The sequence below is a fragment of the Xanthobacteraceae bacterium genome (assembly GCA_019454205.1).
Lineage (GTDB): Bacteria > Pseudomonadota > Alphaproteobacteria > Rhizobiales > Xanthobacteraceae.
In genome coordinates this window covers 1545755-1567676 of record CP075369.1, presented here as the reverse complement: position 1 = coordinate 1567676, position 21922 = coordinate 1545755, and the positions used below count along the sequence as shown (strand labels likewise).

General features: G+C 63.1%; 24 protein-coding genes and 1 tRNA gene. 16 read left to right on the top strand and 9 right to left on the bottom strand.

Annotation, left to right across the window (positions count from 1 at the left end; translation table 11 throughout):
• Positions 1 to 3: 3 nt before the first annotated feature.
• Complete coding sequence (locus KF794_07700) at positions 4 to 2334, bottom strand: transporter substrate-binding protein (GenBank protein ID QYK43700.1); 2331 nt, start codon at positions 2332 to 2334, stop codon at positions 4 to 6.
• A gap of 206 nt (positions 2335 to 2540) precedes the next feature.
• Between KF794_07700 and KF794_07695 the strand changes: the two genes are divergently transcribed.
• From KF794_07695 to KF794_07655, 9 genes are all read left to right on the top strand, one after another.
• Entirely contained in the window at positions 2541 to 2699 is a 159-nt protein-coding gene (locus tag KF794_07695; GenBank protein ID QYK46637.1) for a serine hydroxymethyltransferase, read from the top strand.
• A 122-nt stretch (positions 2700 to 2821) separates the two neighbouring features.
• Positions 2822 to 4111, top strand: a complete 1290-nt coding sequence (locus KF794_07690; protein ID QYK46636.1) for a serine hydroxymethyltransferase — start codon at positions 2822 to 2824, stop codon at positions 4109 to 4111.
• A 30-nt stretch (positions 4112 to 4141) separates the two neighbouring features.
• The gene (nrdR, locus tag KF794_07685) at positions 4142 to 4624 is read left to right on the top strand and encodes a transcriptional regulator NrdR (GenBank protein QYK43699.1); all 483 of its coding nucleotides are present in this window, start codon (positions 4142 to 4144) and stop codon (positions 4622 to 4624) included.
• A gap of 62 nt (positions 4625 to 4686) precedes the next feature.
• Entirely contained in the window at positions 4687 to 5781 is a 1095-nt protein-coding gene (gene ribD / locus KF794_07680; protein QYK46635.1) for a bifunctional diaminohydroxyphosphoribosylaminopyrimidine deaminase/5-amino-6-(5-phosphoribosylamino)uracil reductase RibD, read from the top strand.
• A gap of 3 nt (positions 5782 to 5784) precedes the next feature.
• Complete coding sequence (locus KF794_07675; GenBank protein QYK43698.1) at positions 5785 to 6393, top strand: riboflavin synthase; 609 nt, start codon at positions 5785 to 5787, stop codon at positions 6391 to 6393.
• Between the two features lie 36 nt (positions 6394 to 6429).
• On the top strand, positions 6430 to 6900 hold the full coding sequence (gene ribH, locus KF794_07670; protein ID QYK43697.1) for a 6,7-dimethyl-8-ribityllumazine synthase: 471 nt from the start codon (positions 6430 to 6432) through the stop codon (positions 6898 to 6900).
• Between the two features lies 1 nt (position 6901).
• Positions 6902 to 7372, top strand: a complete 471-nt coding sequence (nusB, locus tag KF794_07665; protein QYK43696.1) for a transcription antitermination factor NusB — start codon at positions 6902 to 6904, stop codon at positions 7370 to 7372.
• A 35-nt stretch (positions 7373 to 7407) separates the two neighbouring features.
• Complete coding sequence (thiL, locus tag KF794_07660; protein ID QYK46634.1) at positions 7408 to 8394, top strand: thiamine-phosphate kinase; 987 nt, start codon at positions 7408 to 7410, stop codon at positions 8392 to 8394.
• 180 nt (positions 8395 to 8574) lie between these two features.
• Positions 8575 to 10710, top strand: a complete 2136-nt coding sequence (locus KF794_07655) for a sodium-translocating pyrophosphatase (GenBank protein ID QYK43695.1) — start codon at positions 8575 to 8577, stop codon at positions 10708 to 10710.
• 91 nt (positions 10711 to 10801) lie between these two features.
• On the opposite strand, the gene KF794_07650 is transcribed toward KF794_07655, so the two are convergent.
• The gene (locus KF794_07650; GenBank protein QYK43694.1) at positions 10802 to 11287 is read right to left on the bottom strand and encodes an outer membrane protein assembly factor BamE; all 486 of its coding nucleotides are present in this window, start codon (positions 11285 to 11287) and stop codon (positions 10802 to 10804) included.
• 175 nt (positions 11288 to 11462) lie between these two features.
• On the opposite strand from KF794_07650, the gene KF794_07645 reads away from it, so the two are divergent.
• From KF794_07645 to KF794_07620, 6 genes are all read left to right on the top strand, one after another.
• Entirely contained in the window at positions 11463 to 11927 is a 465-nt protein-coding gene (locus KF794_07645) for a ubiquinol-cytochrome C chaperone (protein ID QYK43693.1), read from the top strand.
• On the top strand, positions 11924 to 12475 hold the full coding sequence (locus KF794_07640; GenBank protein QYK43692.1) for a DUF177 domain-containing protein: 552 nt from the start codon (positions 11924 to 11926) through the stop codon (positions 12473 to 12475). The genes KF794_07645 and KF794_07640 overlap by 4 nt, the downstream gene beginning before the upstream one ends.
• A gap of 136 nt (positions 12476 to 12611) precedes the next feature.
• Positions 12612 to 13661 (top strand): phosphate acyltransferase PlsX, encoded by a 1050-nt coding sequence (gene plsX, locus KF794_07635; GenBank protein ID QYK43691.1) that lies wholly within the window; start codon positions 12612 to 12614, stop codon positions 13659 to 13661.
• Positions 13658 to 14635, top strand: coding sequence for a ketoacyl-ACP synthase III (locus KF794_07630; GenBank protein ID QYK43690.1), 978 nt, complete (start codon positions 13658 to 13660; stop codon positions 14633 to 14635). The genes plsX and KF794_07630 overlap by 4 nt, the downstream gene beginning before the upstream one ends.
• Before the next feature lie 101 nt (positions 14636 to 14736).
• Positions 14737 to 15051 carry an integration host factor subunit alpha gene (locus KF794_07625; protein ID QYK43689.1) on the top strand — a complete coding sequence of 105 codons (315 nt, stop codon included), beginning with the start codon at positions 14737 to 14739 and terminating at the stop codon, positions 15049 to 15051.
• A 26-nt stretch (positions 15052 to 15077) separates the two neighbouring features.
• Positions 15078 to 15860: a MerR family transcriptional regulator gene (locus KF794_07620; GenBank protein QYK43688.1), complete on the top strand. Its 783-nt coding sequence runs from the start codon at positions 15078 to 15080 to the stop codon at positions 15858 to 15860.
• Here KF794_07620 and KF794_07615 read toward each other — a convergent pair.
• Positions 15857 to 16102 carry a hypothetical protein gene (locus KF794_07615; GenBank protein QYK43687.1) on the bottom strand — a complete coding sequence of 82 codons (246 nt, stop codon included), beginning with the start codon at positions 16100 to 16102 and terminating at the stop codon, positions 15857 to 15859. The two genes, KF794_07620 and KF794_07615, sit on opposite strands and share 4 nt — an antisense overlap.
• A 124-nt stretch (positions 16103 to 16226) precedes the next feature.
• Between KF794_07615 and KF794_07610 the strand changes: the two genes are divergently transcribed.
• The gene (locus KF794_07610; GenBank protein QYK43686.1) at positions 16227 to 17420 is read left to right on the top strand and encodes an alpha/beta fold hydrolase; all 1194 of its coding nucleotides are present in this window, start codon (positions 16227 to 16229) and stop codon (positions 17418 to 17420) included.
• Positions 17421 to 17427: 7 nt separating this feature from the next.
• On the opposite strand, the gene KF794_07605 is transcribed toward KF794_07610, so the two are convergent.
• From KF794_07605 to KF794_07580, 6 genes are all read right to left on the bottom strand, one after another.
• Positions 17428 to 17898: a hypothetical protein gene (locus KF794_07605; protein ID QYK43685.1), complete on the bottom strand. Its 471-nt coding sequence runs from the start codon at positions 17896 to 17898 to the stop codon at positions 17428 to 17430.
• Positions 17899 to 17973: 75 nt separating this feature from the next.
• Positions 17974 to 18483, bottom strand: coding sequence for a hypothetical protein (locus tag KF794_07600; protein QYK43684.1), 510 nt, complete (start codon positions 18481 to 18483; stop codon positions 17974 to 17976).
• Positions 18484 to 18629: 146 nt separating this feature from the next.
• Positions 18630 to 18707 (bottom strand) — tRNA-Pro (locus tag KF794_07595).
• Positions 18708 to 18753: 46 nt separating this feature from the next.
• On the bottom strand, positions 18754 to 18921 hold the full coding sequence (locus tag KF794_07590; protein ID QYK43683.1) for a hypothetical protein: 168 nt from the start codon (positions 18919 to 18921) through the stop codon (positions 18754 to 18756).
• Positions 18922 to 18983: 62 nt separating this feature from the next.
• Entirely contained in the window at positions 18984 to 20306 is a 1323-nt protein-coding gene (locus tag KF794_07585) for an O-antigen ligase family protein (protein ID QYK43682.1), read from the bottom strand.
• On the bottom strand, positions 20306 to 21856 hold the full coding sequence (locus KF794_07580; protein ID QYK43681.1) for an undecaprenyl-phosphate glucose phosphotransferase: 1551 nt from the start codon (positions 21854 to 21856) through the stop codon (positions 20306 to 20308). Before KF794_07580 ends, KF794_07585 begins: the two co-directional genes overlap by 1 nt.
• Positions 21857 to 21922: the final 66 nt, after the last annotated feature.

Below are 21922 nucleotides of genomic sequence, written 5' to 3'. Positions count from 1 at the left end.
TCGTTATGCGGCCGCTTCGTTGCGCGCGGTCCTGTCTTTCAGCCATTTGCTCCACGGCTCAGGCGCAAGGACGCTATCGCTGACCCAGACCGGTGTGATGCCACCTTCCTTGTCGATGCGGCCGACCATTGCCGGCTTGTGCAGATGCTGGTTATCGCGGTCGACATGGACGCGGAAACCGCTCGGTGCGTCGAGCGAAAGCCCGGAGAGCGCCTGACGCACGAGGCCGGTTTCTATTGACCGGGCTTTCGTCACTGCCGCCGCCCATAAGTTGAATCCGATCCACGTCGCTTCCATCGGATCGTTGGTGATGGCCGCGCCGTTCTTCGAATAATTACGCCAGGAGCCGACGAAGATTTCGTTTTCGCGGCTCTCGATGCGCTGTAGATAATTCCACGAAACGAAATGCCCCGTGGTGATGGCGCGCGGCAGCGCCTTCACTTCCGCCTCGCCGATGGAAAGCGACATCACCGGCATATTCTCTGCCGTTAGTCCGGCGCGCGCGAACTCGCGGTAAAACTCGACATTGGAGTCGCCGCTGATGGTGGAGATAACGGCCGCCTGTCCCTGCGCCGCAAAGCGCTTGATGTCCGCGACTGTCGCGCGCCAGTCCTCGAAGCCGAGCGGGACGAATACTTCCGAGACGTCGCCGCTGCCGATGCCGATATTCAGAAGATAGTTGCGAAGTATGGCGAAGGTCGTGCGCGGATATACATAGTCGGAGCCGACGAGGAAGAAACGCCTGCGGCCCTGCCGGCGCAGATATTCGATCGCGGGCAGCGCCTGCTGCTGCGGCGTGCCGCCCATGTAGAAGACATTCCTCGATTGTTCCTCGCCTTCATACTGGCTCGGATAGAACAGGAGGCCGTTCGCCTGTTCGACGACCGGCAGAACCTGCTTGCGCGAAGCCGAACTCCAGCAGCCGAATATTGCCGCCACCTTTTGCTCGTTCAGCATCTTGCGCGCCTGATCGGCGTAGAGCTGCCATTCGGAGCGCGGGTTCATGATGACGGCCTCGACCGGACGGCCGAGCAGGCCGCCGCGTTCGTTGAGTTGCTCGATCAGCATGACCAGCAAGGATTGCAGCGGCCGTTCGCTCGCGGTCATGGTGCCGGAGAGCGAATGGAGGATGCCGACGCGGATCGCGCCGCTGTCGAGGTTGACGAAATAGCGCTCGACCGCGTCCATCATCCATTGCGAGCGGTCGATCAGGTCGTTCGCGGTGGTGAGCACGGACTCGCCCGCGTCTTCCACCTGCGTCACGGCGGAAGCGATTTCCGGCAGCGCACCACCGACGCCATCGGCCACCAGCGCGGCGCGGTCGCTGATGCGGCGCAGTTCCTCGGATTGATGATCGAGATGCGCCGTCATGCTGCGACTCATGCCGCTCATGGATTCCACGCTCTCCGAAACCGCACGGATGGCGGCGACCGTATCTTCCACGGCTTTCCGGATGCCGCCGATCTGCGTCTCGATGTTGCCGGTCGCTTTCGCGGTCTGCGCGGCCAGCGCCTTCACTTCGCTAGCGACCACCGAGAAGCCCTTGCCGGCTTCGCCCGCGCGTGACGCTTCGATGTGGGCGTTGAGCGCGAGCAGGGAGGTCTTGTCGGCAATCGCCTGAATGGATTTTACCACCTCGTCGATATGATGCGCGGAGGCGGTGAGACTGCGCACGATTTCGTCGGTCCGCGCGAGATCGTGCACGGTGCGTTCGGTCGCGGCCTGCGCCTTCTGGATCTGCACCGCGGACTGATCGAGAAGCTGGAGCAGCTCGTTCGCGGAACCGGCGACGGCTTCGGAGTCCTTTGCGGCGGTCGAGGCGACCGCCGAGGCGTCCGACACCTGCGTCCGCATCTTTGAATTGCGCGCGGCGAGTTCGTTAGCGGTGATGCGGATTTCCTCGCTTGCGGCGGCGAAGGTCGTGAGGATCTCGTCGATGGCGAGACGGAATTTTTTGGTGAAGAATACGCGGCCTGCATGGCGCAGCCGGGCTTCCGCCTCGCGCGAACCCTGATCCGCCGCCAGCGCATCGGCGTCGATCAGGGTACGCCGCATGGCTTCCGCCGCGGAAGCGAGCCGCTCGAAGGTCGCGCCGCGCGCACGCTCCGGCAATTCCGCGAAACGGTCGCCTTCCGAGATGCGGGCGATGGCATCGGTGAGCGAAGCGAACTTGCGTTCGACGATCCACGCGCCCGCGAGCGCCAGCACGATTGCCGCCGCCAGCCCCGGCACGATGCCGAAGTAGAGCGTCGCATAGCCGGTCAGCGCGCAGGCCAGAAAGACGGGAAACGCTACTCGCAGCGCGGGCAGTTTCGTGCCGGGAGAATCCGGCATCGGCGCGTACTCCTCGAATCCGGTGGAATCACTTCTGTCCGATCTGACCGGGCACCGTGGATTCACGGAAGCACATATTTTGTGCGTAACGACAATGGTTTAGGCGGCCCGCGTTGTAATCGGTCCGTCATGGCCCCAGTCTGCCGTATCAGCGACTCGGAGTGACTGCCGTGCCGGGCAAGGGCGAAGGCGAAGTCATTGTCGAAATGCGTCCCGTCGGCTCGGTCGTACGGGTGGCTGCGGTCGACGTTGCGACCGGAACCGAGGTCGTGGTGATGGGGCCGGCCAGCGCCAGCCCGCAAACCCTCGAACAGGTAGCGGTCGCCAAGCTCCGGCGCAGGCTAGCGCAGGACAAGGGCGGCTAGCCGCCGCAACCGATAGGGGCAGCCGCGCCGGGTCCACGCTTCTTTTTGGGGGTGGGCTATGGTAGGCCCGGCTCCGTTCATCCTCTCAGGCCAGGAGGCCAGCAATGCCCGCGACCGATCCGATGGCGGATCGCAACGATGCGAACCGCTTTTTTGCCGCCACGCTCGAACAGAACGACCCCGAAATTTTCGGCGCGGTAAAAGGCGAACTCGGTCGCCAGCGGCATGAGATCGAACTGATCGCTTCCGAGAACATCGTCTCCAAGGCGGTGCTGGAAGCGCAGGGTTCGGTGCTGACCAACAAGTACGCCGAAGGCTATCCCGGCAAGCGCTATTACGGCGGCTGCGAATGGGTAGATCAGGTCGAAACGCTCGCGATCGAGCGTGCGAAGAAATTGTTCGGCGCGGCGTTCGCCAACGTGCAGCCGAACTCCGGCAGCCAGGCCAATCAAGCTGCGTTCATGGCGGTGATGAAGCCGGGCGATACCTTCCTCGGCCTCAATCTTGCGGCGGGCGGTCACCTGACGCACGGCTCGCCGGTGAACATGTCCGGCAAGTGGTTCAACGCGGTGCCGTATGGCGTGCGGAAAGACGATCACCGCATCGACTATGACGAAGTGGAGCGGCTCGCGAAGGAGAACCAGCCGAAGATGATCGTGGCCGGCGGCTCTGCCTATCCGCGCCAGATCGACTTCGCGCGCTTCCGCAAGATCGCGGATGAAGTTGGTGCGGTGTTCATGGTGGACATGGCGCACTTTGCTGGCCTCGTTGCGGGCGGCGCGCATCCTTCTCCGTTCCCGCATGCGCATATCGTCACCGCGACAACGCACAAGACGCTGCGCGGTCCGCGCGGCGGCCTCGTGCTCACGAACGACGAAGCGCTGGCAAAGAAGATCAACTCGGCGGTATTCCCCGGTTTGCAGGGCGGCCCGCTGATGCATGTCATCGCGGGCAAGGCGGTTGCCTTTGGCGAAGCGTTGCAGCCTGCCTACAAGCTCTATGCGAAGAACGTGGTCGAGAATGCGAAGGCGCTGGCCGAAAACCTGCGTGCGCACGGCTTCGACATCGTGTCGGGCGGCACCGACACGCACGTCATGCTGGTCGATCTGCGGCCGAAACGGCTGACCGGCAAAATTTCCGAAAACGCGTTGGGCCGCGCCCACATCACCTGCAACAAGAACGGCATTCCATTCGACCCGGAAAAACCGGCGGTGACGTCGGGCATCCGGCTTGGAAGCCCCGCCTGCACGACGCGCGGTTTCGGCGTGAAGGAATTCCAGCAGGTCGGCGACCACATCGCGGAAGTGCTGAACGTGCTGTCGCAAAAGAACGTCGAGGAAGATTCGATGATCGAAGCCGCGGTGCGCGACAAGGTATCGGCGCTGCTCGCGCGGTTCCCGATCTATCCGTGATGATGAGCATGCGGGCGAGGGCATAACATCATGCGCTGCCCCTTCTGCGGGAACGTAGACACGCAGGTGAAGGACTCGCGGCCGACCGAAGACTCGGCCGCGATCCGCCGCCGCCGCATCTGTCCGCAATGCGGACAACGCTTCACCACGTTCGAGCGCGTGCAGTTGCGTGAACTTACCGTGCTGAAGCGGAGCGGGCGCCGCACGCCGTTCGACCGCGACAAGCTGTTGCGCTCGGTGCAGATCGCGCTGCGCAAGAGGCCGGTAGATCCCGCGCGCATCGACCAGATGGTGTCGGGTATCGTGCGCCGCCTGGAAAGCTCCGGCGATGAGGAAATCAATTCGGAGACCATCGGCGAACTGGTCATGGACGGGCTGAAGCAGCTCGACGATGTGGCCTATGTGCGCTTCGCTTCGGTCTATCGCAATTTCCGCGATCCGAAGGACTTCGAGGACGTGCTCGGCGAGTTGCAGGATAGCGAGCGGCCGAAGGCTCCGGGCAAACCTTCATGACATCTTCCGCGACGGCCGTGCGTGCGGCTTCGCGCTTCGCGCCGCACGACGACGAGCGCTTCATGGAAGCGGCGCTGCAATTCGGCCGCCGCCACATGGGGCTGGCCGCGCCGAATCCTTCGGTCGGTGCAATCATTGTGCGGGAGAACGAGAACGGCGCGATTGTGATCGCGCGCGGCGTAACGGCGCGCGGCGGCCGTCCCCATGCAGAAACCGAGGCGCTAAAAGCGGCGGGTAACGCTGCGAAAGGTGCAACCGTCTACGTGACGCTGGAGCCGTGCGCGCATCAGTCGAAGACACCGCCATGCGCCAGCGAACTGGTGAAGGCACAGGTGGGCCGTGTCGTCATTGCCATCGAAGACCCGAACCCGCTTGTGAGCGGCAACGGCATCCGCATCCTGCGCGACGCTGGCATCGACGCCATTGTCGGCGTCGGGGCGGCGCAGGCGAAGATCGACCATGCCGGGCATTTTCGCCGCGTACGCGATGGCCGCCCGCATATCATCCTGAAAATCGCGGCCTCCGCCGACGGGAAAAGCGGACTTGCCGGGCGAAAGCCCGCGCGCATCTCTGGCCCTGTTTCGATGGCGGAAGCGCATATTCTTCGCGCCACCTCGGATGCGATCATGGTCGGCAGCGGCACGGTGCTGGCTGACAACCCCAAACTCGATTGCCGCCTGCCGGGGATGGAAGACCGTTCGCCGGTGCGCGTGGTGCTCGACGGTTCGCTGCGTATCCCGCTCGACTGCGCGCTGGTGCAGACCGCGAAGGCGCGGAAGCTGATCGTCATTGCCGGCGAAACCGCGGCCGCCGATAAGCAGAAAGCGCTTGAGGACCACGGCGCCGAAATTATCCGCGTTCCGAATACGAAAGACCGCTTCCGCAAGCCGGTGATCGCTGATGCCATGCTTGCGCTCGGCGGCCGCGGAATCACGCGGCTTCTGGTCGAGGGCGGGCCGATGCTGTCGGCCTCGCTGCTGCAAAGCGATCTCGTTGACGAAGCGGTGGTCGTGCGCGCGCCAGTGACGCTCGGCGCGGATGCGATCGACGCGCTGGAAGGCCTGCCGCTCACCGCCTTGCTTGCGTCCCCAAAACTCAGGATCATCGAGGAGCGCCTGCTCGGCGCCGATCAGATGGTCCGCCTGTTCCGGAAATAGAGAATGTTCACGGGAATTGTCACCGATGTCGGCGTGATCCGGTCCGAGACCGGCCGTTTCGATCCTGCTTCGAAGACGAGCCTCAAGCGGCTGCGGATCGGGACGCGCTATGATGCGAAGACCATCGATCTCGGCGCGTCGATCATGGTCAACGGTATCTGCCTGACCGTGGTCGGCCGCGACGAAGACTGGTTCGAGGTCGAAGTCGGTCCTGAAACGCTGAAGATCACGACCGCGGGCGGGTGGAAAACGAATACGAAAGTAAACCTCGAACGCTCGCTGAAAGCCGGCGACGAACTGGGCGGGCATCTCGTCAGCGGGCACGTGGACGGCATTGCGGAAGTGCTCGGCCGCGAGGATCTAGATCAGGTGGCGCGCATCACCATGCGCGCGCCGGAAAACCTCGCGCGCTTCATCGCAGTCAAAGGCTCGGTGGCGCTGGACGGCATTTCGCTGACCGTGAACGAGGTAAAGGGCGCGGAGTTTTCGGTGCTCCTGATCCCGCACACCTTGCAGGTGACCAACTGGAGCGGCCTCAAGGCGGGCGACCGCATTAACCTCGAAGTCGACCAGATCGCGCGCTATGTGGCGCGGCTTGCCGAGTTCAAATAAGCCCGCTATCGCAGGCGGGAAATCCGGTAGCGCGTCATGAGTTACAAGGCAGCAGGCGACAAGAAAGAAGCATCCGTCGAGGGCGCGCGGTTACTCGTCATCGACGCGCGCTTCCACGAAGCCATTGCCGACGAACTGGTCGCCGGTGCGCAGGCGCGCATCGAGGCGGCGAATGCACGGATGGATCGCATCAGCGTGCCGGGCGCGCTGGAAATCCCGATTGCTGCTTCCATTGCCATGGGGTCGGGCCGCTACGATGGCGTGGTGGCGCTTGGCTGCATCATTCGCGGCGAGACCGAGCACTTCGGAATTGTCGCCTACGAGTCGGCGCATGCGCTGATGCGGCTCGGTACCCGCAAGCGCGTGCCGGTCGGCAACGGCATCCTCACGGTCGAGAACGAGGCGCAGGCATGGACCCGCGCGCGCCGCACCGAAGGCGACAAGGGCGGCGAGGCGGCTTCCGCCGCGCTGGCGCTGGTTCGTATCGCGCGGGCGCAAGGACGCTGAAATGTCCCGTGCCGGTTTGCAGGAACGAAGCGCGGCGCGGCTCGCCGCGGTACAGGCGCTCTACCAGATGGACATTGCCGGCACGCCGCTGAACGACGTGCTGAGCGATTTCGAGCGTTTCTGGATCGGACGCGAGATCGAAGGCGAGCGTTACGCCGAGGCCGAAGAAAAACACTTTCGCGATGTAGTGGAAGGCGTGGTGCGCGAGCAGGTCACGCTTGATCCGCTGGTCGACAATACGCTGAACGACGGCTGGCCCCTGAAGCGCATCGAGTCCGTACTGCGCGCGACGTTGCGGGCAGGGGCCTATGAGTTGTTTCACCGGAAGGACATTCCGGTACGCGCGGTGGTGAGCGAATACGTCGATGTCGCGGCTGCCTTCCTCGATGGCAACGATGTCGGCATGGCCAACGCGGTGCTCGACGTGATTGCGCGCAAGGCGCGGCCCGACGACTTCAACGCACGGAGCTGACCGTGATCAGACGCGAACCGAGCCGGGAAGACAGCATCATCGAGCGCTTCTTCCGGCCGCTCGCGAAACATCCCGGCGCACTCGCGCTCGGCGACGATGCGGCGTTGCTGGCACCGCAAGCCGGATTCGATTTCGTCATCACCGCCGACACCACGACCGCGGGCGTACACTTCTTTCCCGACGATCCGGCGGACCTGATCGCGAAGAAGGCGCTTCGCGTAAACCTCTCCGACCTCGCCGCGAAAGGCGCGGAGCCGGTCGGGGCAACGCTCGCGCTTTCGATGTCCGCGGCAACTGGCGAGGTGTGGCTGGAAAAGTTTGCGCGCGGTCTTGGCGAGGACTGCGAGGCGTTCGCCTGTCCGCTGCTGGGCGGCGACACCACGAAAACGCCGGGGCCGCTTTCCATTTCGATTACGGCAATCGGCAAGGTGCCGTCAGGAACGATGATAAAGCGGGCAGGCGCGCGGCCCGGCGATCTCGTTGTCGTCAGCGGTACCATCGGCGATGCGGCGCTTGGCTTGCTCGCATTGAAGCGCGAAGGCTTGGTCGGCGGACTTTCCCGCGAGCAGATACCGGAACTGGTCCGGCGCTATCGCGTGCCGGAGCCGCGATTGGCGCTCGCACCCGTGCTTCGCGAATACGCGAATGCCGCGATGGATATTTCCGACGGGCTGGCCGGCGATCTCGCAAAACTGGCGGCGCAATCGGGCGTTGGCGCTTTCATCGAGACGGCAAGGCTCCCGTTGTCGGGACCGGCCGAGAATGCATTGCGCAACGAGCAATCGATCACCGGGCTGATCGACGACCCGCACATGCTGAGCACCATCCTGACCGGCGGCGACGATTACGAGGTGCTGTGCGCCATCCCGGAAACGGAGTTCCACGCTTTCGCGGAAGCCGCGGGCGCAGCCAGGGTGCCGGTGACGGCTATCGGCAGATTCGAGTCGGGCGGGGAGGTCGAGGTTCTGGGATCGAAAGGGCAGCGTATTACCCTCGACCGGCTGTCATATTCGCATTTCTAGGCGGAAATCCTCAGGAATCCCGCCCAAAATCGTCGCTTTTCGCTGCCTTCTCGCGTTGCACCGGGATGTCATTTTTGGCAATGTCCGCGCGCTTTGGGGGGTAAGCCCCCAGACCACGCGCCCGGCCAAGCTGCCAGAGAGCGCGGGTCAATATCCGACTGAGATTCAGGGGCACATTCTATGAACACTACTCTATGGCTGATCCTGGCCAGTGGCGGTCTCGCCATTCTCTACGGCCTGTGGGCGACGAACTCCGTTTTGTCCGCCGACGCAGGCAACAAGCGCATGCAGGAAATCGCAGGCGCCGTTCGTGAGGGCGCGCAGGCCTATCTGCGCCGTCAGTATTCGACCATCGCCATCGTCGGCGCGGTCATCTTCGTGCTGGTATGGTGGTTGCTCGGCGTATGGGTTGCGGTTGGCTTCGCCATCGGCGCGATCCTTTCCGGCGCGACCGGCTTCATCGGTATGAACATCTCGGTGCGCGCCAACGTGCGCACCGCGCAGGCGGCGACCAAGTCACTGGCCGGCGGCCTGAACCTCGCGTTCAAGGCGGGTGCGATCACCGGCCTGCTCGTTGCAGGTCTCGCGCTGATCGGCGTTGCGGCCTATTACGGCCTGCTCGTCGGCCCGCTCGGCTACAAGCTGAACGAAGGCCGCACCGTGATCGACGCGCTGGTCGCGCTCGGCTTCGGCGCTTCGCTGATCTCGATCTTCGCGCGTCTCGGCGGCGGCATCTTCACCAAGGGTGCGGACGTCGGCGGCGACCTCGTCGGCAAGGTGGAAGCGGGCATCCCGGAGGACGATCCGCGCAACCCGGCGACGATTGCGGACAATGTCGGTGACAACGTCGGCGACTGCGCCGGCATGGCGGCCGACCTGTTCGAAACCTATGCGGTGACCGTGGTCGCCACGATGGTGCTGGCGGCGATCTTCTTCGCCGGCAACGCGAACCTCGCGAACATCATGCTCTATCCGCTCGCGATCTGCGGCGCGTGCATCGTGACCTCGATCATCGGCACGTTCTTCGTCCGTCTCGGCAAGAGCGAGTCGATCATGGGCGCGCTGTACAAAGGCTTCATCGCTTCGGCGGTGCTGTCCGTTCCGGCGATCTGGTTCGTGACCGACCGTCTGCTCGGCTTCAGCACCCAGCTGACCGCGCAGGGCCAGACCTTCACCGGCGCTTCGCTGTTCTGGTGCGCGGTTGCGGGTCTCGTCGTTACCGGCCTGATCGTCTGGATCACGGAGTACTACACCGGCACCAACTTCCGCCCGGTGAAGTCCATCGCCCAGGCGTCGGTGACCGGCCACGGCACCAACATCATCCAGGGCCTCGCGGTCTCGATGGAAGCCACCGCGCTTCCGGCGATCGTGATCATCGCAGGCATCCTCGTGACCTACGCGCTGGCGGGCCTGTTTGGCATTGCAATCGCGGTGACGGCGATGCTGGCGCTGGCCGGCATGGTGGTCGCGCTCGACGCGTTCGGTCCGGTCACGGACAACGCGGGCGGCATCGCGGAAATGGCGGGTCTGCCGAAGAACACCCGCAAGTTCACCGACGCGCTCGACGCGGTCGGCAATACCACGAAGGCCATCACCAAGGGCTACGCGATCGGCTCGGCCGGTCTCGGCGCGCTGGTGCTGTTCGCCGCCTATACGTCGGACCTCAACTACTTCGTCACGAACGCCGCGCAGTACAAATACTTCGCCGGCGTGAAGGTCGATTTCTCGCTCTCGAACCCGTACGTCGTGGTCGGCCTGCTGTTCGGCGGTCTGCTGCCGTACCTGTTCGGCTCGATGGGCATGATGGCGGTCGGCCGCGCGGCCGGTTCCATCGTCGAGGAAGTCCGCCGTCAGTTCCGCACCAACAAGGGCATCATGACCGGCAAGTCGAAGCCGGACTACGGCAAGGCGGTCGACATCCTGACCAAAGCCGCGATCAAGGAAATGATCATTCCGTCGCTGCTGCCGGTGCTTTCGCCGATCGTCGTCTACTTCGCGATCTTCTTCATCGCGGGCGGCGGTGCGGCGGGTAAGGCCGCGGGCTTCGCTGCGCTCGGCGCGATGTTGCTCGGCGTGATCGTCACCGGCCTGTTCGTCGCGGTCTCGATGACCTCGGGCGGCGGCGCGTGGGACAACGCCAAAAAGTACATCGAAGACGGTCACTTCGGCGGCAAAGGTTCCGAGCCGCACAAGGCGTCCGTGACCGGCGACACGGTCGGCGATCCGTACAAGGATACGGCCGGCCCGGCGGTCAACCCGATGATCAAGATCACGAACATCGTGGCACTACTGCTGCTCGCGATTCTCGCGCACTAAACGGCGAGGCGTTCAAGCAAACAGCCCGCGGGGAGCGATCCCTGCGGGCTTTTTATTTTTCGCTTTATGCGTTCGCTGAAATCTGCGCGCGTTACTGGCCGATGGTGGTGGCGCTGCGCAGGATCTGGCCGACGAGGGTGATCTCGGTGCCGCCGGTCGGCGTGGTGCGGCTGATGAAGTCGAATACCTTGCCGTCCTGCAGGCCGTAGTTCGCGATGCGCGTCACGCGGCGGTCCTGGCTGAAGTAGATCACGAGCACGCGCTGGTCGATCACTTCGGGACGGAAGAACGCGGTTCGCTGCGTCTTCTGCGAGATGTAATAGAAGGCTTCGCCGGAAACGGTCGCAACGGTGGAGGGGGTGCCGAGCACCAGCAGCACCTGTTCCTGCGAGGAGCCGACCGGAACCTGTTCCAGCGCTTTCTCGTCGAGGACATAGCCGCGTTGATAGGTACGGGTGAAGCCGCTGAAACCGGGAACCGAGTCGGAAGCGCACGCGCCGAGCGCAAGGGCAAGCGCCAAGCCGGCAAGCGGCGACAAACGGCGCGACTTCGCGGTTATGAAAGGCCGAACGGTCATATGGTTAATGTGCGATTGGACTTGTCACGACCCCGCGCTATGCCGTACCCCGCGCGGAAACGAAACGCAAACGCCGATTTCCCTTCTACCAACCCACCAGGAGCCAGGCATTTTCACGCTCAGACGGCGCAAGAACGAACGGCGCGAGACCATTGAACGCCTGTATGGCGCTATCGTGGCGCAGGCGCGCCTGCCGGTTTTCTATCGTTCTCACGGCGTGCCCGACACGCTGGAAGCCCGCTTCGATATGGTGGTGCTGCATCTCTATCTCGCCAACCGGCGGCTGGCGGCGCTGGGCGAGGAAGGCAAGGCGATCGGGCAGGAACTGCTCGACTTCTTCTTTCTCGATATGGATGCCTCGCTCCGCGAGATCGGCGTCGGCGACCTTTCGGTGCCGAAGAAGATGAAAGGCTTTGCGCAGGCCTATATGGGCCGTGCCGCGGCTTACGAGTCGGCGCTGGATGCGAAGGACGAAGCCGCGCTCGCGGCCGCGCTGGCGCGCAATGTTTTCGGTCGGCCCGTCAGCGATGCTCCCGGCGCGGCGGTAATGGCACGATATGCCGTTGCGGCTGCCGCGAAACATGCGTCCTCGGCCGATGAAGCCGTCGTTTACCCGGAAATTGCGGAGACCCTCCCATGACCGAAGCGGAACACGGCTGGAGCCATGTCATCGAAGTCGCGGCACTGCCGCCTGAAGGGCTGGAAGTAGAACTCGCGCCGGACGCTGCGCTGCGGGAACAACTGACAAAGTATGCGGGCGTCGCCGCGATTCCCGCGCTCGCGGCGCGTTTGCGCGCGATGCCGGAAGAAGGCGGTGGCGTTCATGTCAGCGGCGAACTGACAGGCAGCGTCCGCCAGACTTGCGTGGTGTCGCTGGAGGAGTTCGACAACCCGATCTCTGAGACGGTCGATGTTTTCTTTGCCGAGGATGCCGGAGAAACGAAACCGGCTGACGGTGAGGAGGAAGACGAGGGCGGCGGCGAGGACGAACCGGACCCCATTATCGACGGCAAGATCGATCTTGGTGCGCTGGCGGCCGAGTTTCTGGTGCTGGCGATAGACCCGTATCCGCGCAAGCCGGGAGCAATGTTCCAAAACCCCGCGGGAGAGGAAGAAATGCCCTCCGAGTCCCGTAGCCCCTTTGAAGCCCTTTCCGGCCTGAAAACGGGTCCCAAGAAACCTTCTTAAGCTATTGAAATATAAAATATTTCAAGCCGAAGGTTGAACCGTCTACGCGAACGGCTATTGTCCGGCCGTGCCGGAGCGGGGCCGGGCAGTTTCAATCCATTCGGCTGAGCCCGCCAGCCTATCCCGCAACGAAACCATGTCCAGACCGGTCCGAATAGCGGTTGACGCGATGGGCGGCGATCACGGCCCCTCCGTGACCGTGCCCGGCGCGAGCCTCGCGAACTACCGGCGGCCGGACACCGAATTTCTGCTGTTCGGCAACGAGGGGCAGATCCGTCCGCTGGTTGCGCAGCATGAGCGGCTGAAGAACGCACAGATCGTCCATACCGATGTCGCGATCAGCATGGATGCGAAGCCCAGTCAGGCACTGCGGCAGGGCCGCCGTAATTCCTCGATGTGGCTTGCCATCGACGCAGTGAAGAAGGGGCAGGCGGATGTCGCCGTGTCTGCCGGCAACACCGGCGCATTGATGGCGATGAGCCATTTCTGCCTGAAGCCGTTGCCGGGCATCGACCGTCCCGCTATCGCGGCGTTATGGCCGACGCTGCGCGGCGAAAGCATCGTGCTCGACGTCGGTGCTGCCATCGGTGCGGATGCGAAGCAACTCGTCGACAATGCGATCATGGGCGCGGCGATGGCGCGGATCGTATTCGATCTCGACAAGCCTACGGTCGGCCTGCTGAACGTGGGCGTGGAAGAGATCAAGGGCGTGGAAGAAGTGCGCGAAGCGGGAAAGATTCTGCGCGAGCGCGATTTCCCCGATTTCGACTATCGCGGTTTCGTCGAAGGCGACGACATCTCCAAAGGCACGGTCGATGTGATCGTGACCGAAGGCTTCTCCGGCAACATTGCCTTGAAGACCGCCGAGGGCACTGCGCGCCAGATTGGCGAATATCTGCGCTCCGCCATGAGCCGAACGTTACGCGCCAAAATCGGCTACCTGTTCGCGCGTGGCGCGTTTCAGGTGCTACGCGAAAAAATGGACCCGCGGCGAATGAACGGCGGGCTGTTTCTGGGGTTGAACGGGCTGGTAGTGAAGAGTCACGGCGGCACCGATCATGAGGGGTTCGCCTCCGCTCTCGATCTCGGCTACGACGTCGTCCGCCACAACTTGCTCAGCCGGATTTCCGGCGCGCTGGAAAAGCAAATGCCCGCACCGGAAGCCGCAGGAGCACCGGCATCGTGACAGTATTCCGTTCGGTGGTGCGAGGGGTCGGTTCGTATCTCCCCGCGCGCACACTCACCAATGACGAACTCGCCAAGCAGGTCGATACCTCCGACGAATGGATTGTGCAGCGCACAGGCATTCGCGAGCGGCATGTTGCTGCCAAAGACGAGAAGACTTCAGATCTCGCCATCGGCGCGGCAAAGGCGGCGCTCGCCAACGCGAAGCTGGGAGCCGAAGACATCGACCTTATCGTGCTCGCCACCTCGACACCCGATCTGACCTTTCCCGCGAGCGCGACGACGGTGCAGGCCGCGCTCGGCATCACGCGCGGTGCGGCGTTCGATCTGCAAGCGGTGTGTTCAGGTTTCGTCTTTGCGATGGCGACGGCCGACCAGTATCTGCGTTCGGGCGACTTCAACCGCGCGCTGGTGATCGGCGCGGAAACGTTCTCACGTATTCTGGACTGGACCGACCGCACGACCTGTGTGCTGTTCGGTGACGGCGCGGGCGCGGTGGTATTGGAGCGCACCGAGCAGCCGGGGACGGTGCAGGATCGCGGCATCCTGATCTCCAAGCTGCGCTCGGACGGCTGTCACGGTGCGAAGCTGTATGTCGATGGCGGTCCCGGCTCGACGGGAACGGTCGGTCACTTGCGGATGCAGGGCAAGGAAGTATTCCGGCATGCCGTAGGCATGATTACCGACGTGGTTGAGGATGCGTTTAAGGCCACGGGCTATAATGCAAACGATATCGACTGGTTCGTTCCGCATCAGGCGAATCTGCGCATCATCGACGGCAGCGCACGGAAACTCGGAATTGCCCCCGAAAAGATCGTCGTGACGGTGGACAAGCACGGAAATACGTCGGCGGCGTCGATTCCGCTCGCGTTATCTGCTGCGGCGAGCGATGGCCGCATCAAGACCGGTGATCTTGTTCTGCTCGAAGCGATGGGCGGCGGCTTTACCTGGGGCGCCACACTGTTGCGGTGGTGATACGCCCGTAAAAGTTTTGCGAATTCCCCGATTGACCGGACAGGAAAGCGCAAATAACGTCTGATTTATCAGTACGATAGTTGGACACCGCGGGGGCGGCAATGAGCGGGAAGACGATCACGCGCGCTGACCTGAGTGAAGTGGTCTATCAGAAGGTCGGGTTGTCGCGGACAGAGTCTGCGGCGCTGGTCGAACTGGTTTTGACGGAACTGGCCGATTCGCTGGCACGCGGCGAGAACGTGAAACTCTCGTCGTTCGGCTCCTTCATCGTTCGCAACAAGGGCCAGCGCGTAGGCCGCAATCCCAAGACGGGAGAAGAAGTTCCCATCGAGCCGCGGAGGGTGATGGTTTTCAAGCCATCGAATATCCTTAAGCAGCGAATCAACGGGCGGAACGGCGACGCAAAAAAACGCTGACCGCCCCCACAGGGCTGTCTAGGTAAGTGGAAAAAGGTCCGGACGCATTCCGTACGATCAGCGAGGTCGCAGAAGACCTCGATCTGCCGCAGCATGTGCTCCGGTTTTGGGAAACGCGTTTCACGCAGATCAAGCCCATGAAGCGCGGCGGCGGCCGCCGCTACTATCGTCCCGATGATGTCGATCTGCTGCGTGGCATCCGTCATCTTCTGTACGGCGAGGGCTACACCATTCGCGGCGTACAGCAGATACTGAAAGATCAGGGACTGCGCTATGTGCAGACCGTTGGCCGTTCCGCCGAAACCGATCCGGCGCGCTTGCGCGACGTGAACTTCGACGACGCGGATATGGAAGCGGAAGCCGCAGTCGAGAGCGTTAGCGCCGGCGGCCGTGGCGGCGGTGTCGTGAGTTTTGTCGCGCCTTCGCGTCCGCGCGAGCCGGAATTGCCGCGCGTTGTCGAAGTGCCGAAGCCGCAGCCGCAACAATTCGACGATGACGGCCCGGCTATTCCGTTCCGCAAGTTTGGTCCTGCACCGGAGCGCGAAGAACCCTTGATGCCGCTTCGCCCGCGTGCCGAGGAGCAGCGTCTGCCGCGAGACTTGCCGAGAGAAATGCCGCGGGAGGTTCCGCGCGAAGTGGCGCGTTCCCCGGAGCCGCAGCTTCGCTCCGCCGCGCCGCGCGTGCACGGCAATGAAGCAGGCGGCATTCGTCTTTCTTCGGAAGCGGTGCAATTGCTCAAGGCGACGCTCTACGAACTCGGCGAGTGCCGGCGGATGCTGGATTCCTCGCGCAAGGGCGGCGCGGGTTAGGCGCCGGGTTTCTTAGCGCGCACTGTCGCGGTGCCGAATGCCGGAATATTCCAGAAGGTCAGGAAGCGGATCGCGGCGCGCAACGCAGCTTTCGTGCTGCGTATGAACAATCCGGATTCCTGCACTACGGTCTGAACGCTTTCGGTTTTCGCCATACGGCGCTCGGCGCGGGCCAGACGCACATAGTGGTCGAAGTCGATGACGCCGTTTTCGGTGCGCTTCACGTTCCAGTCGTTGTTCATGGCCGTCTCCATCGGGTTTTGATGGTGACAGGGTGCCGGGAGCGGCATTCTTCCGCTTTCAGATTGCCTTGCCTTTTCCTTCGGATTCGCTTGAATCTTCCAAAGGCGGAAAGGTCTCAATAACGTGCTGTTTTTATTCGATAATTTTGTACTCGATAGCGCGCGCCGCGAGTTGCGGATGGGTGGCGCTGAAGTCGCGGTCGAGCCGCAGGTGTTTGATCTGCTGGAGTTCCTGATCCGCCGCCGCGATCAGGTGGTAAGCCGGGACGACCTGATCGAGCATGTCTGGAAAGGGCGGATCGTTTCCGAGTCCGCGATGGCATCGCGCATCAATGCCGCGCGCAATGCAATCGGCGACAACGGTAGCGACCAGAAGCTGATCAAAACCATCGCGCGCAAGGGTATTCGCTTTGTCGGAGACGTAACGGAAAAGCGGGAAGGTGGTGCAGCGGCGGAGACGTCTCCGAACACACAGCTGAAACAGCAGGACATTACCTTCTGCCGCGCGCCGGATGGCGTGAGCCTCGCCATCGGCCGCTCTGGAAGCGGGCCGGTGCTGCTCAAGACCGCGAACTGGCTCAATCATCTCGAATTCGACTGGCAAAGCCCGATCTGGTCGCCGCTGTTTTCGCGTTTGTCGGAGAGCACAACCCTGATCCGGTACGATGGACGCGGCAGCGGCCTTGCGGACCGTGACGTGGAAGACATTTCGTTCGACGGTTTCTTGCGCGACCTCGACGCGGTGACGGCAACCGTCAGCGAAGAACGTTTCGCGGTGCTGGGTCTTTCACAGGGCGTCGCGGCCGCGATTGCCTATGCCGTACGGCATCCGAAGCGTGTCTCTTGCCTCGTGTTGTATGGCGGCTACGCGCAGGGACGAAACCGCAGCGGAAACGACGCCGACCGTGAGAAGGGCAAGGCGTTGCTCGCGTTGATCCGGCAAGGCTGGGGCGACGAAGGCTCGGCGTTCATGCGTGCGTTCAGTTCAATCTATTTGCCGAACGGCACGCCGGAGCAAATCCGCTGGTTTGCCGAGATGCAGCGCGCGGCCACATCCGGCGAGCTTGCAGCACGCCTGCGCGCAGCATGTGACGACATCGACGTCACCGATTTGCTTTCGCAGGTTCGCGTGCCGACTCTCGTCATCCATGCGCGGCATGACAATGTGGTGCCGTATGCGCAGGGCAGGTTGCTGGCCGCCTCGATACCCGGTGCGAAGTTTGTGACTCTGGAAACGGAAAATCATGTGCCGCTGCCGGGCGATCCGGCATGGGAAAAGCTGCTCGGCGAGATTCAGGCCTTCGCCGCAGCCCATTGATACGGCCTTACGTGCAGCGCCGGATTACCTTGCGAAGCTCCTCGCCGCGCAAATAGATCATGTCCGGTTTCAGGCCGCCTTTCCTGGCGAGCCAGCGCTGGATTTGCGGTGGATACATCGCCATCAAATCGCGGGCGCCGTCCTGGGTCGGAATCCATTTGCCGTCATCGGTCTTTTCGGTCGGCATGTGGAAGCCGAGCTTCGCGCGCGGCGTCACGCAAATGCGCTCCAGCGGAAAGTAGCCGAACAGCATCGTGCAGGCCGACGAACATTCGCCGTCGATCGCAATTTCCTTGTGGCTGCGCGCGAGCCTGCGGTACTTGCGCTCGTAGAGGTGGACGTAGCCGCCGTAGTCGGTTTTGACGACATAGGTTCCTTGCGGCGCCGGATAGATGCCCAGCCCGGCGATCTCATAGACGGCCAAGGACAGGACGCCGAGGATGAGTGCGACTGCGAACAGGCGTTTTAGGGTTTTCATGGAGGCTGCACAGCGAGGTTGCGCGAGAGATGGTCACGCGCAGCCGGATTGCAAGGCGCAAGCTGACGCGACCGATTAATTGGCCGCGTTAGACGACAGGGAGGAGGCTTTTATCACCCCGCAAGGCTTCAGGTACTGCTGCAGTTCCTGACCGGCGAGGAAGATCATGTCTTCCTTCAGGCCGCCGTTCTTCTCGATCCAGGCGCGGATATGCGCGGGATAGACTTCCATCATTTCGCGCGCGCCTTCCTCGGTTGGCACCCAGTTGCCTTCCTTGTCTTCCTCGGTCGGCGAATGGAATCCGAGCCAGGCGCGGTCGGTGACGCAGATTTTTTCGAGTGGGAAGTAGGCGAACAGGATGGTGCAGGACGACGAACACTCGCCGTCGATCCTCACATTGTCATATTGCTTGCTGAGTTTGGTGTAACGGTCTTCGTATTCGTCGACATAGCCGCCGAGATCGTCCTTGATGACGAGGTACTCCGCGCGCTGCATGCGCCAGCCGCTACTCGCTGCGTCGAAATGCGGGAGAATGAAAACCCCGGCAATCGCGGCTGCAATCGCCGCCACCCGAAACCCCTGCATGAACCATGCTCTCCGAGTCTGTTTCAGATTCGAGAGTCATATTGGCAGGAAAATTGTGCAATGCAACATTCATTTCCGGGTAACGGCCATGCATCGCCGAACCGTCCGAAAAAAGAAGGAAATTTGGGTCAAAAAACGAGATGAAATGGTCGGAGCGGCGGGATTTGAACCCACGACCCCTAGTCCCCCAGACTAGTGCGCTAACCGGGCTGCGCCACGCTCCGACAGGGCGCGGACTATAGTGATGAGGGTTGGCCGCCGCAATGCACCCTAGCTGCGCGACAGTTTCACGGCCCGATAGATGCCGAAAGCCAGCAGCAACCCGCCGACAGCCGCGAGCAATGGCCCGCTATTCGTGCCGCGAAGTGCGAGCTGTCCCGACAGCCCGCCCACAACGAAGACCAATCCGATAACGATGTTGATGATTGCGCCGAACATTGCCTCACCCCGCAAAAGAATAATCCCGACGTGGAGAGCCTAGCAGCGGCGTAACCGCAACGTCACTTCACGACAATGCGAAGGATGCCCGTTCGCGCTGGTGCCGGCTCGATGCGGGGTGCAGGCATGGGATTCGGAGCCGGTCTGGCAGCGGCGGTTGCGACAGGCGGATAGTATCGTTGCGCCGCGATGGCGCCGCCCCACAGCACGCCCGCCAGCAGCCAGAAATGCCGCCAGTGGTCTGTGTCGATGATCGCGCCTTCTCCGGCGACCGCGATGAAGGTGGCGAGTGCCGCCAGCATGTAGGGCCGCCACGGCGTTGCGCGCATGGCCGCGCGGAAGCCTGCCGCGAGCGTCGTCAGCACAAGAACGAGATAGCAAAGCCCGCCCAGCCAGCCGCCGGTCATGAAGGCGTTGAGATAAACGTTGTGTGGGTCTTCCGGGAAGATTTTCGCAAACTGGAATGGCCCAAGGCCCCACGGCGTATCCAGCGCAAGCTGGAAGCCGAGGATGTGGCGGCCGAAGCGGCCCAGTTGGCCCATGTCGTAGCTCTGGTCGAGGCTTGCGCGTTCGGTGAACAGCGTCCCGACACCCTTCATCGACAACAGCGCTGCCAATACGAGACCAAGCATCGCGGCTGCGCCGATCGTCGCCGCGACGATGCGCGTGCGCTCGCGCGCGTTGTTGCTGAGAACGAACAGCGCGCCGACAAAAACCATTGCGGAGAAAGCGTAGTGTCCCCATGCACCGCGCGAGAAGGTCAGCAGTACCGCGATGGCGATGATGCCGGTCTGCGCGCCGCCGATGACGATGTCGCGCAGCCGTCCGGACAGCACGCGGTATATCGCCATCAATCCCGGCAGTACCAGAAATGGTCCCAGCACGTTGGGGTCGTTGAACGTGCCTTTCGCGCGGCCATAGAGCAGGAAACTGTCCGCGGAAGGCATGAGGCGGAAGTAGCTCAGGATGGCGATGAGAGAAGCAAGTATCGCCGCCGCCATGTAGCCGCTCATCAGGACGCGCATCCGCTTCGCGGTGTCTTCCGCCATGACACAGGCGAAGAACAGCGTCGTCGCAGCAAGAAACCACGACACCGCGACCCAGAGCGCGGTCTTCGGTTCGCCGACCACAGGGATCACGGCGATGGAAAGGCCGAAGTTATAGAGCAGCAGGATGACGAGCAGCGGCAGATGGCCGGGCCGCAGCGGCAGGCCGCTCGCGAAGAACACGAACATCGCGCCGAGCGCGAAGATTTCGTAGGCCGAAGGCTCGGTGAATACGAGCGCGCCGGAAAACCCGACCAGCCAGAGCATCGCCATTCGCGCCCGCTCGACCGCGCGGGCCGGCGAAAGCGTCATCGGCGCGCTGGCGGCGGCGGCCCTCATCAGTAGGCGTTTTCGCTTTTCAGAAGCGAAATCGGAGTTTTCGCGAGGATGTAGAGGTCGAACAGCACCGACCAGTTCTCGATGTAATAGAGGTCGTGCTCGACGCGGCGCTGGATCTTCTCGGCAGTGTCGGTCTCGCCGCGCCAGCCGTTGACCTGCGCCCAGCCGGTGATGCCGGGCTTCACGCGGTGGCGCGCGAAGTAGCCGTCCACCACTTCGTCATAGAGCCGGTTCTCGGCTTTGGCCTGCACTGCGTGCGGACGCGGCCCAACCAGCGAGAGATTGCCCTTGAATACGACGTTGATGAGCTGCGGCAGTTCGTCGAGCGAAGTCTTGCGGATGAAGCGGCCGACGGGGGTCACGCGCGGGTCGCCCTTGGTGACGAGCTTCGCGGCGTTGGCGTCGCTCATGTCGGTATACATCGAACGGAATTTGAAGACCTCGACCAGCTCGTTGTTGAAGCCGTAGCGGCGCTGCTTGAAGAACACCGGCCCCTTGCTGTCGAGTTTCACCGCGAGCGCGGTCAGCAGCATGACCGGGGACAACGCAATTAGCATCAGCGTGCCGACGATCTTGTCGAACAGCCATTTCAGTACGACGCTCCAGTCGGCGATCGGCTTGTCGTAGACGTCGAGCACCGGCACGTTGCCGATGTAGGAGTATGCGCGCGGACGGAAGCGAAGCTTGCTGGTATGCGCGGCGAGGCGGATGTCCACCGGCAGCACCCATAGCTTGCGCAGCATCTGCAACACGCGAGCTTCCGCCGTGATGGGAAGCGAGACCAGCAACAGGTCGATGCGCGTGCGTCGCGCGAACTCGACAAGGTCGTCCACGGTGCCGAGCTTCTGCTTGCCTGCGATCATCGGCGCGGAGCGGTCGTCGCCGCGGTCGTCGAATACGCCGCGAATGTCGAGGTCGGAGTCCTTCTGCGCTTCGAGCGCCGAAATCAACGCTTCGCCGGGAGCCGCGCCGCCGACGATGACGGTGCGGCGGACAAGACGGCCTTCGCGCGTCCACTGCCGCACCTTTGCCGCGACCGCGATACGCAGCGCAAACAGCGAGATCATACCGATGAAATACCAGCTCGCGGTCCAGACGCGGGAATACTGTCCTTCGAGACGGAAGAAGAACTGCAACGCGAAGGCGAACAGGAAAATTGCGGTCCACGCCAGCGTGAGCCGTGCGAATGACGAGATCGGGCGGCGCAACGCGGCGGTGTCGTAAGCATCTGCGATATGGAATGCGACAATCGCGGCTGCGGTCGCGCCGAACGTCGCGACGACATAGCGCCACAGAAAACCTTCCCCCGGAAAAACATAAAACCCGTAGATCGCCAGACCGACACTGGCGAGCAGCACGAACTCGGCGATCCGCACCACGCCGCCGAGCACGATGGCGGACATCGCGGGCGATACCGGTTCGGAGGCGATCTGTTTCGCGGCTGCGCTTAGCTCGCGTGGTGCCTGCGCCGCGCGCGCGGCAGCGATGGCATTGGTCGCGGCGGAGCGTGCTGAGAGCTTTCCACGCACGTCGTTGTCGGCTTCGATCATTCCCGTCCACCCATGACGAAGCGCGGCTTGGAAAGCCGCGACAAGTCCCGGAAAACTAGAAGAAAG

Coding starts and splice junctions, on each gene's coding strand:
- KF794_07700 (QYK43700.1), bottom strand. CDS start 2,334: ATGCCGGATTCTCCCGGCACGAAACTGCCCGCGCTGCGAGTAGCGTTT.
- KF794_07695 (QYK46637.1), top strand. CDS start 2,541: ATGCGTCCCGTCGGCTCGGTCGTACGGGTGGCTGCGGTCGACGTTGCG.
- KF794_07690 (QYK46636.1), top strand. CDS start 2,822: ATGGCGGATCGCAACGATGCGAACCGCTTTTTTGCCGCCACGCTCGAA.
- nrdR (QYK43699.1), top strand. CDS start 4,142: ATGCGCTGCCCCTTCTGCGGGAACGTAGACACGCAGGTGAAGGACTCG.
- ribD (QYK46635.1), top strand. CDS start 4,687: ATGGAAGCGGCGCTGCAATTCGGCCGCCGCCACATGGGGCTGGCCGCG.
- KF794_07675 (QYK43698.1), top strand. CDS start 5,785: ATGTTCACGGGAATTGTCACCGATGTCGGCGTGATCCGGTCCGAGACC.
- ribH (QYK43697.1), top strand. CDS start 6,430: ATGAGTTACAAGGCAGCAGGCGACAAGAAAGAAGCATCCGTCGAGGGC.
- nusB (QYK43696.1), top strand. CDS start 6,902: ATGTCCCGTGCCGGTTTGCAGGAACGAAGCGCGGCGCGGCTCGCCGCG.
- KF794_07655 (QYK43695.1), top strand. CDS start 8,575: ATGAACACTACTCTATGGCTGATCCTGGCCAGTGGCGGTCTCGCCATT.
- KF794_07650 (QYK43694.1), bottom strand. CDS start 11,287: ATGACCGTTCGGCCTTTCATAACCGCGAAGTCGCGCCGTTTGTCGCCG.
- KF794_07640 (QYK43692.1), top strand. CDS start 11,924: ATGACCGAAGCGGAACACGGCTGGAGCCATGTCATCGAAGTCGCGGCA.
- plsX (QYK43691.1), top strand. CDS start 12,612: ATGTCCAGACCGGTCCGAATAGCGGTTGACGCGATGGGCGGCGATCAC.
- KF794_07625 (QYK43689.1), top strand. CDS start 14,737: ATGAGCGGGAAGACGATCACGCGCGCTGACCTGAGTGAAGTGGTCTAT.
- KF794_07615 (QYK43687.1), bottom strand. CDS start 16,102: ATGAACAACGACTGGAACGTGAAGCGCACCGAAAACGGCGTCATCGAC.
- KF794_07605 (QYK43685.1), bottom strand. CDS start 17,898: ATGAAAACCCTAAAACGCCTGTTCGCAGTCGCACTCATCCTCGGCGTC.
- KF794_07600 (QYK43684.1), bottom strand. CDS start 18,483: ATGCAGGGGTTTCGGGTGGCGGCGATTGCAGCCGCGATTGCCGGGGTT.
- KF794_07590 (QYK43683.1), bottom strand. CDS start 18,921: ATGTTCGGCGCAATCATCAACATCGTTATCGGATTGGTCTTCGTTGTG.
- KF794_07585 (QYK43682.1), bottom strand. CDS start 20,306: ATGAGGGCCGCCGCCGCCAGCGCGCCGATGACGCTTTCGCCGGCCCGC.
- KF794_07580 (QYK43681.1), bottom strand. CDS start 21,856: ATGATCGAAGCCGACAACGACGTGCGTGGAAAGCTCTCAGCACGCTCC.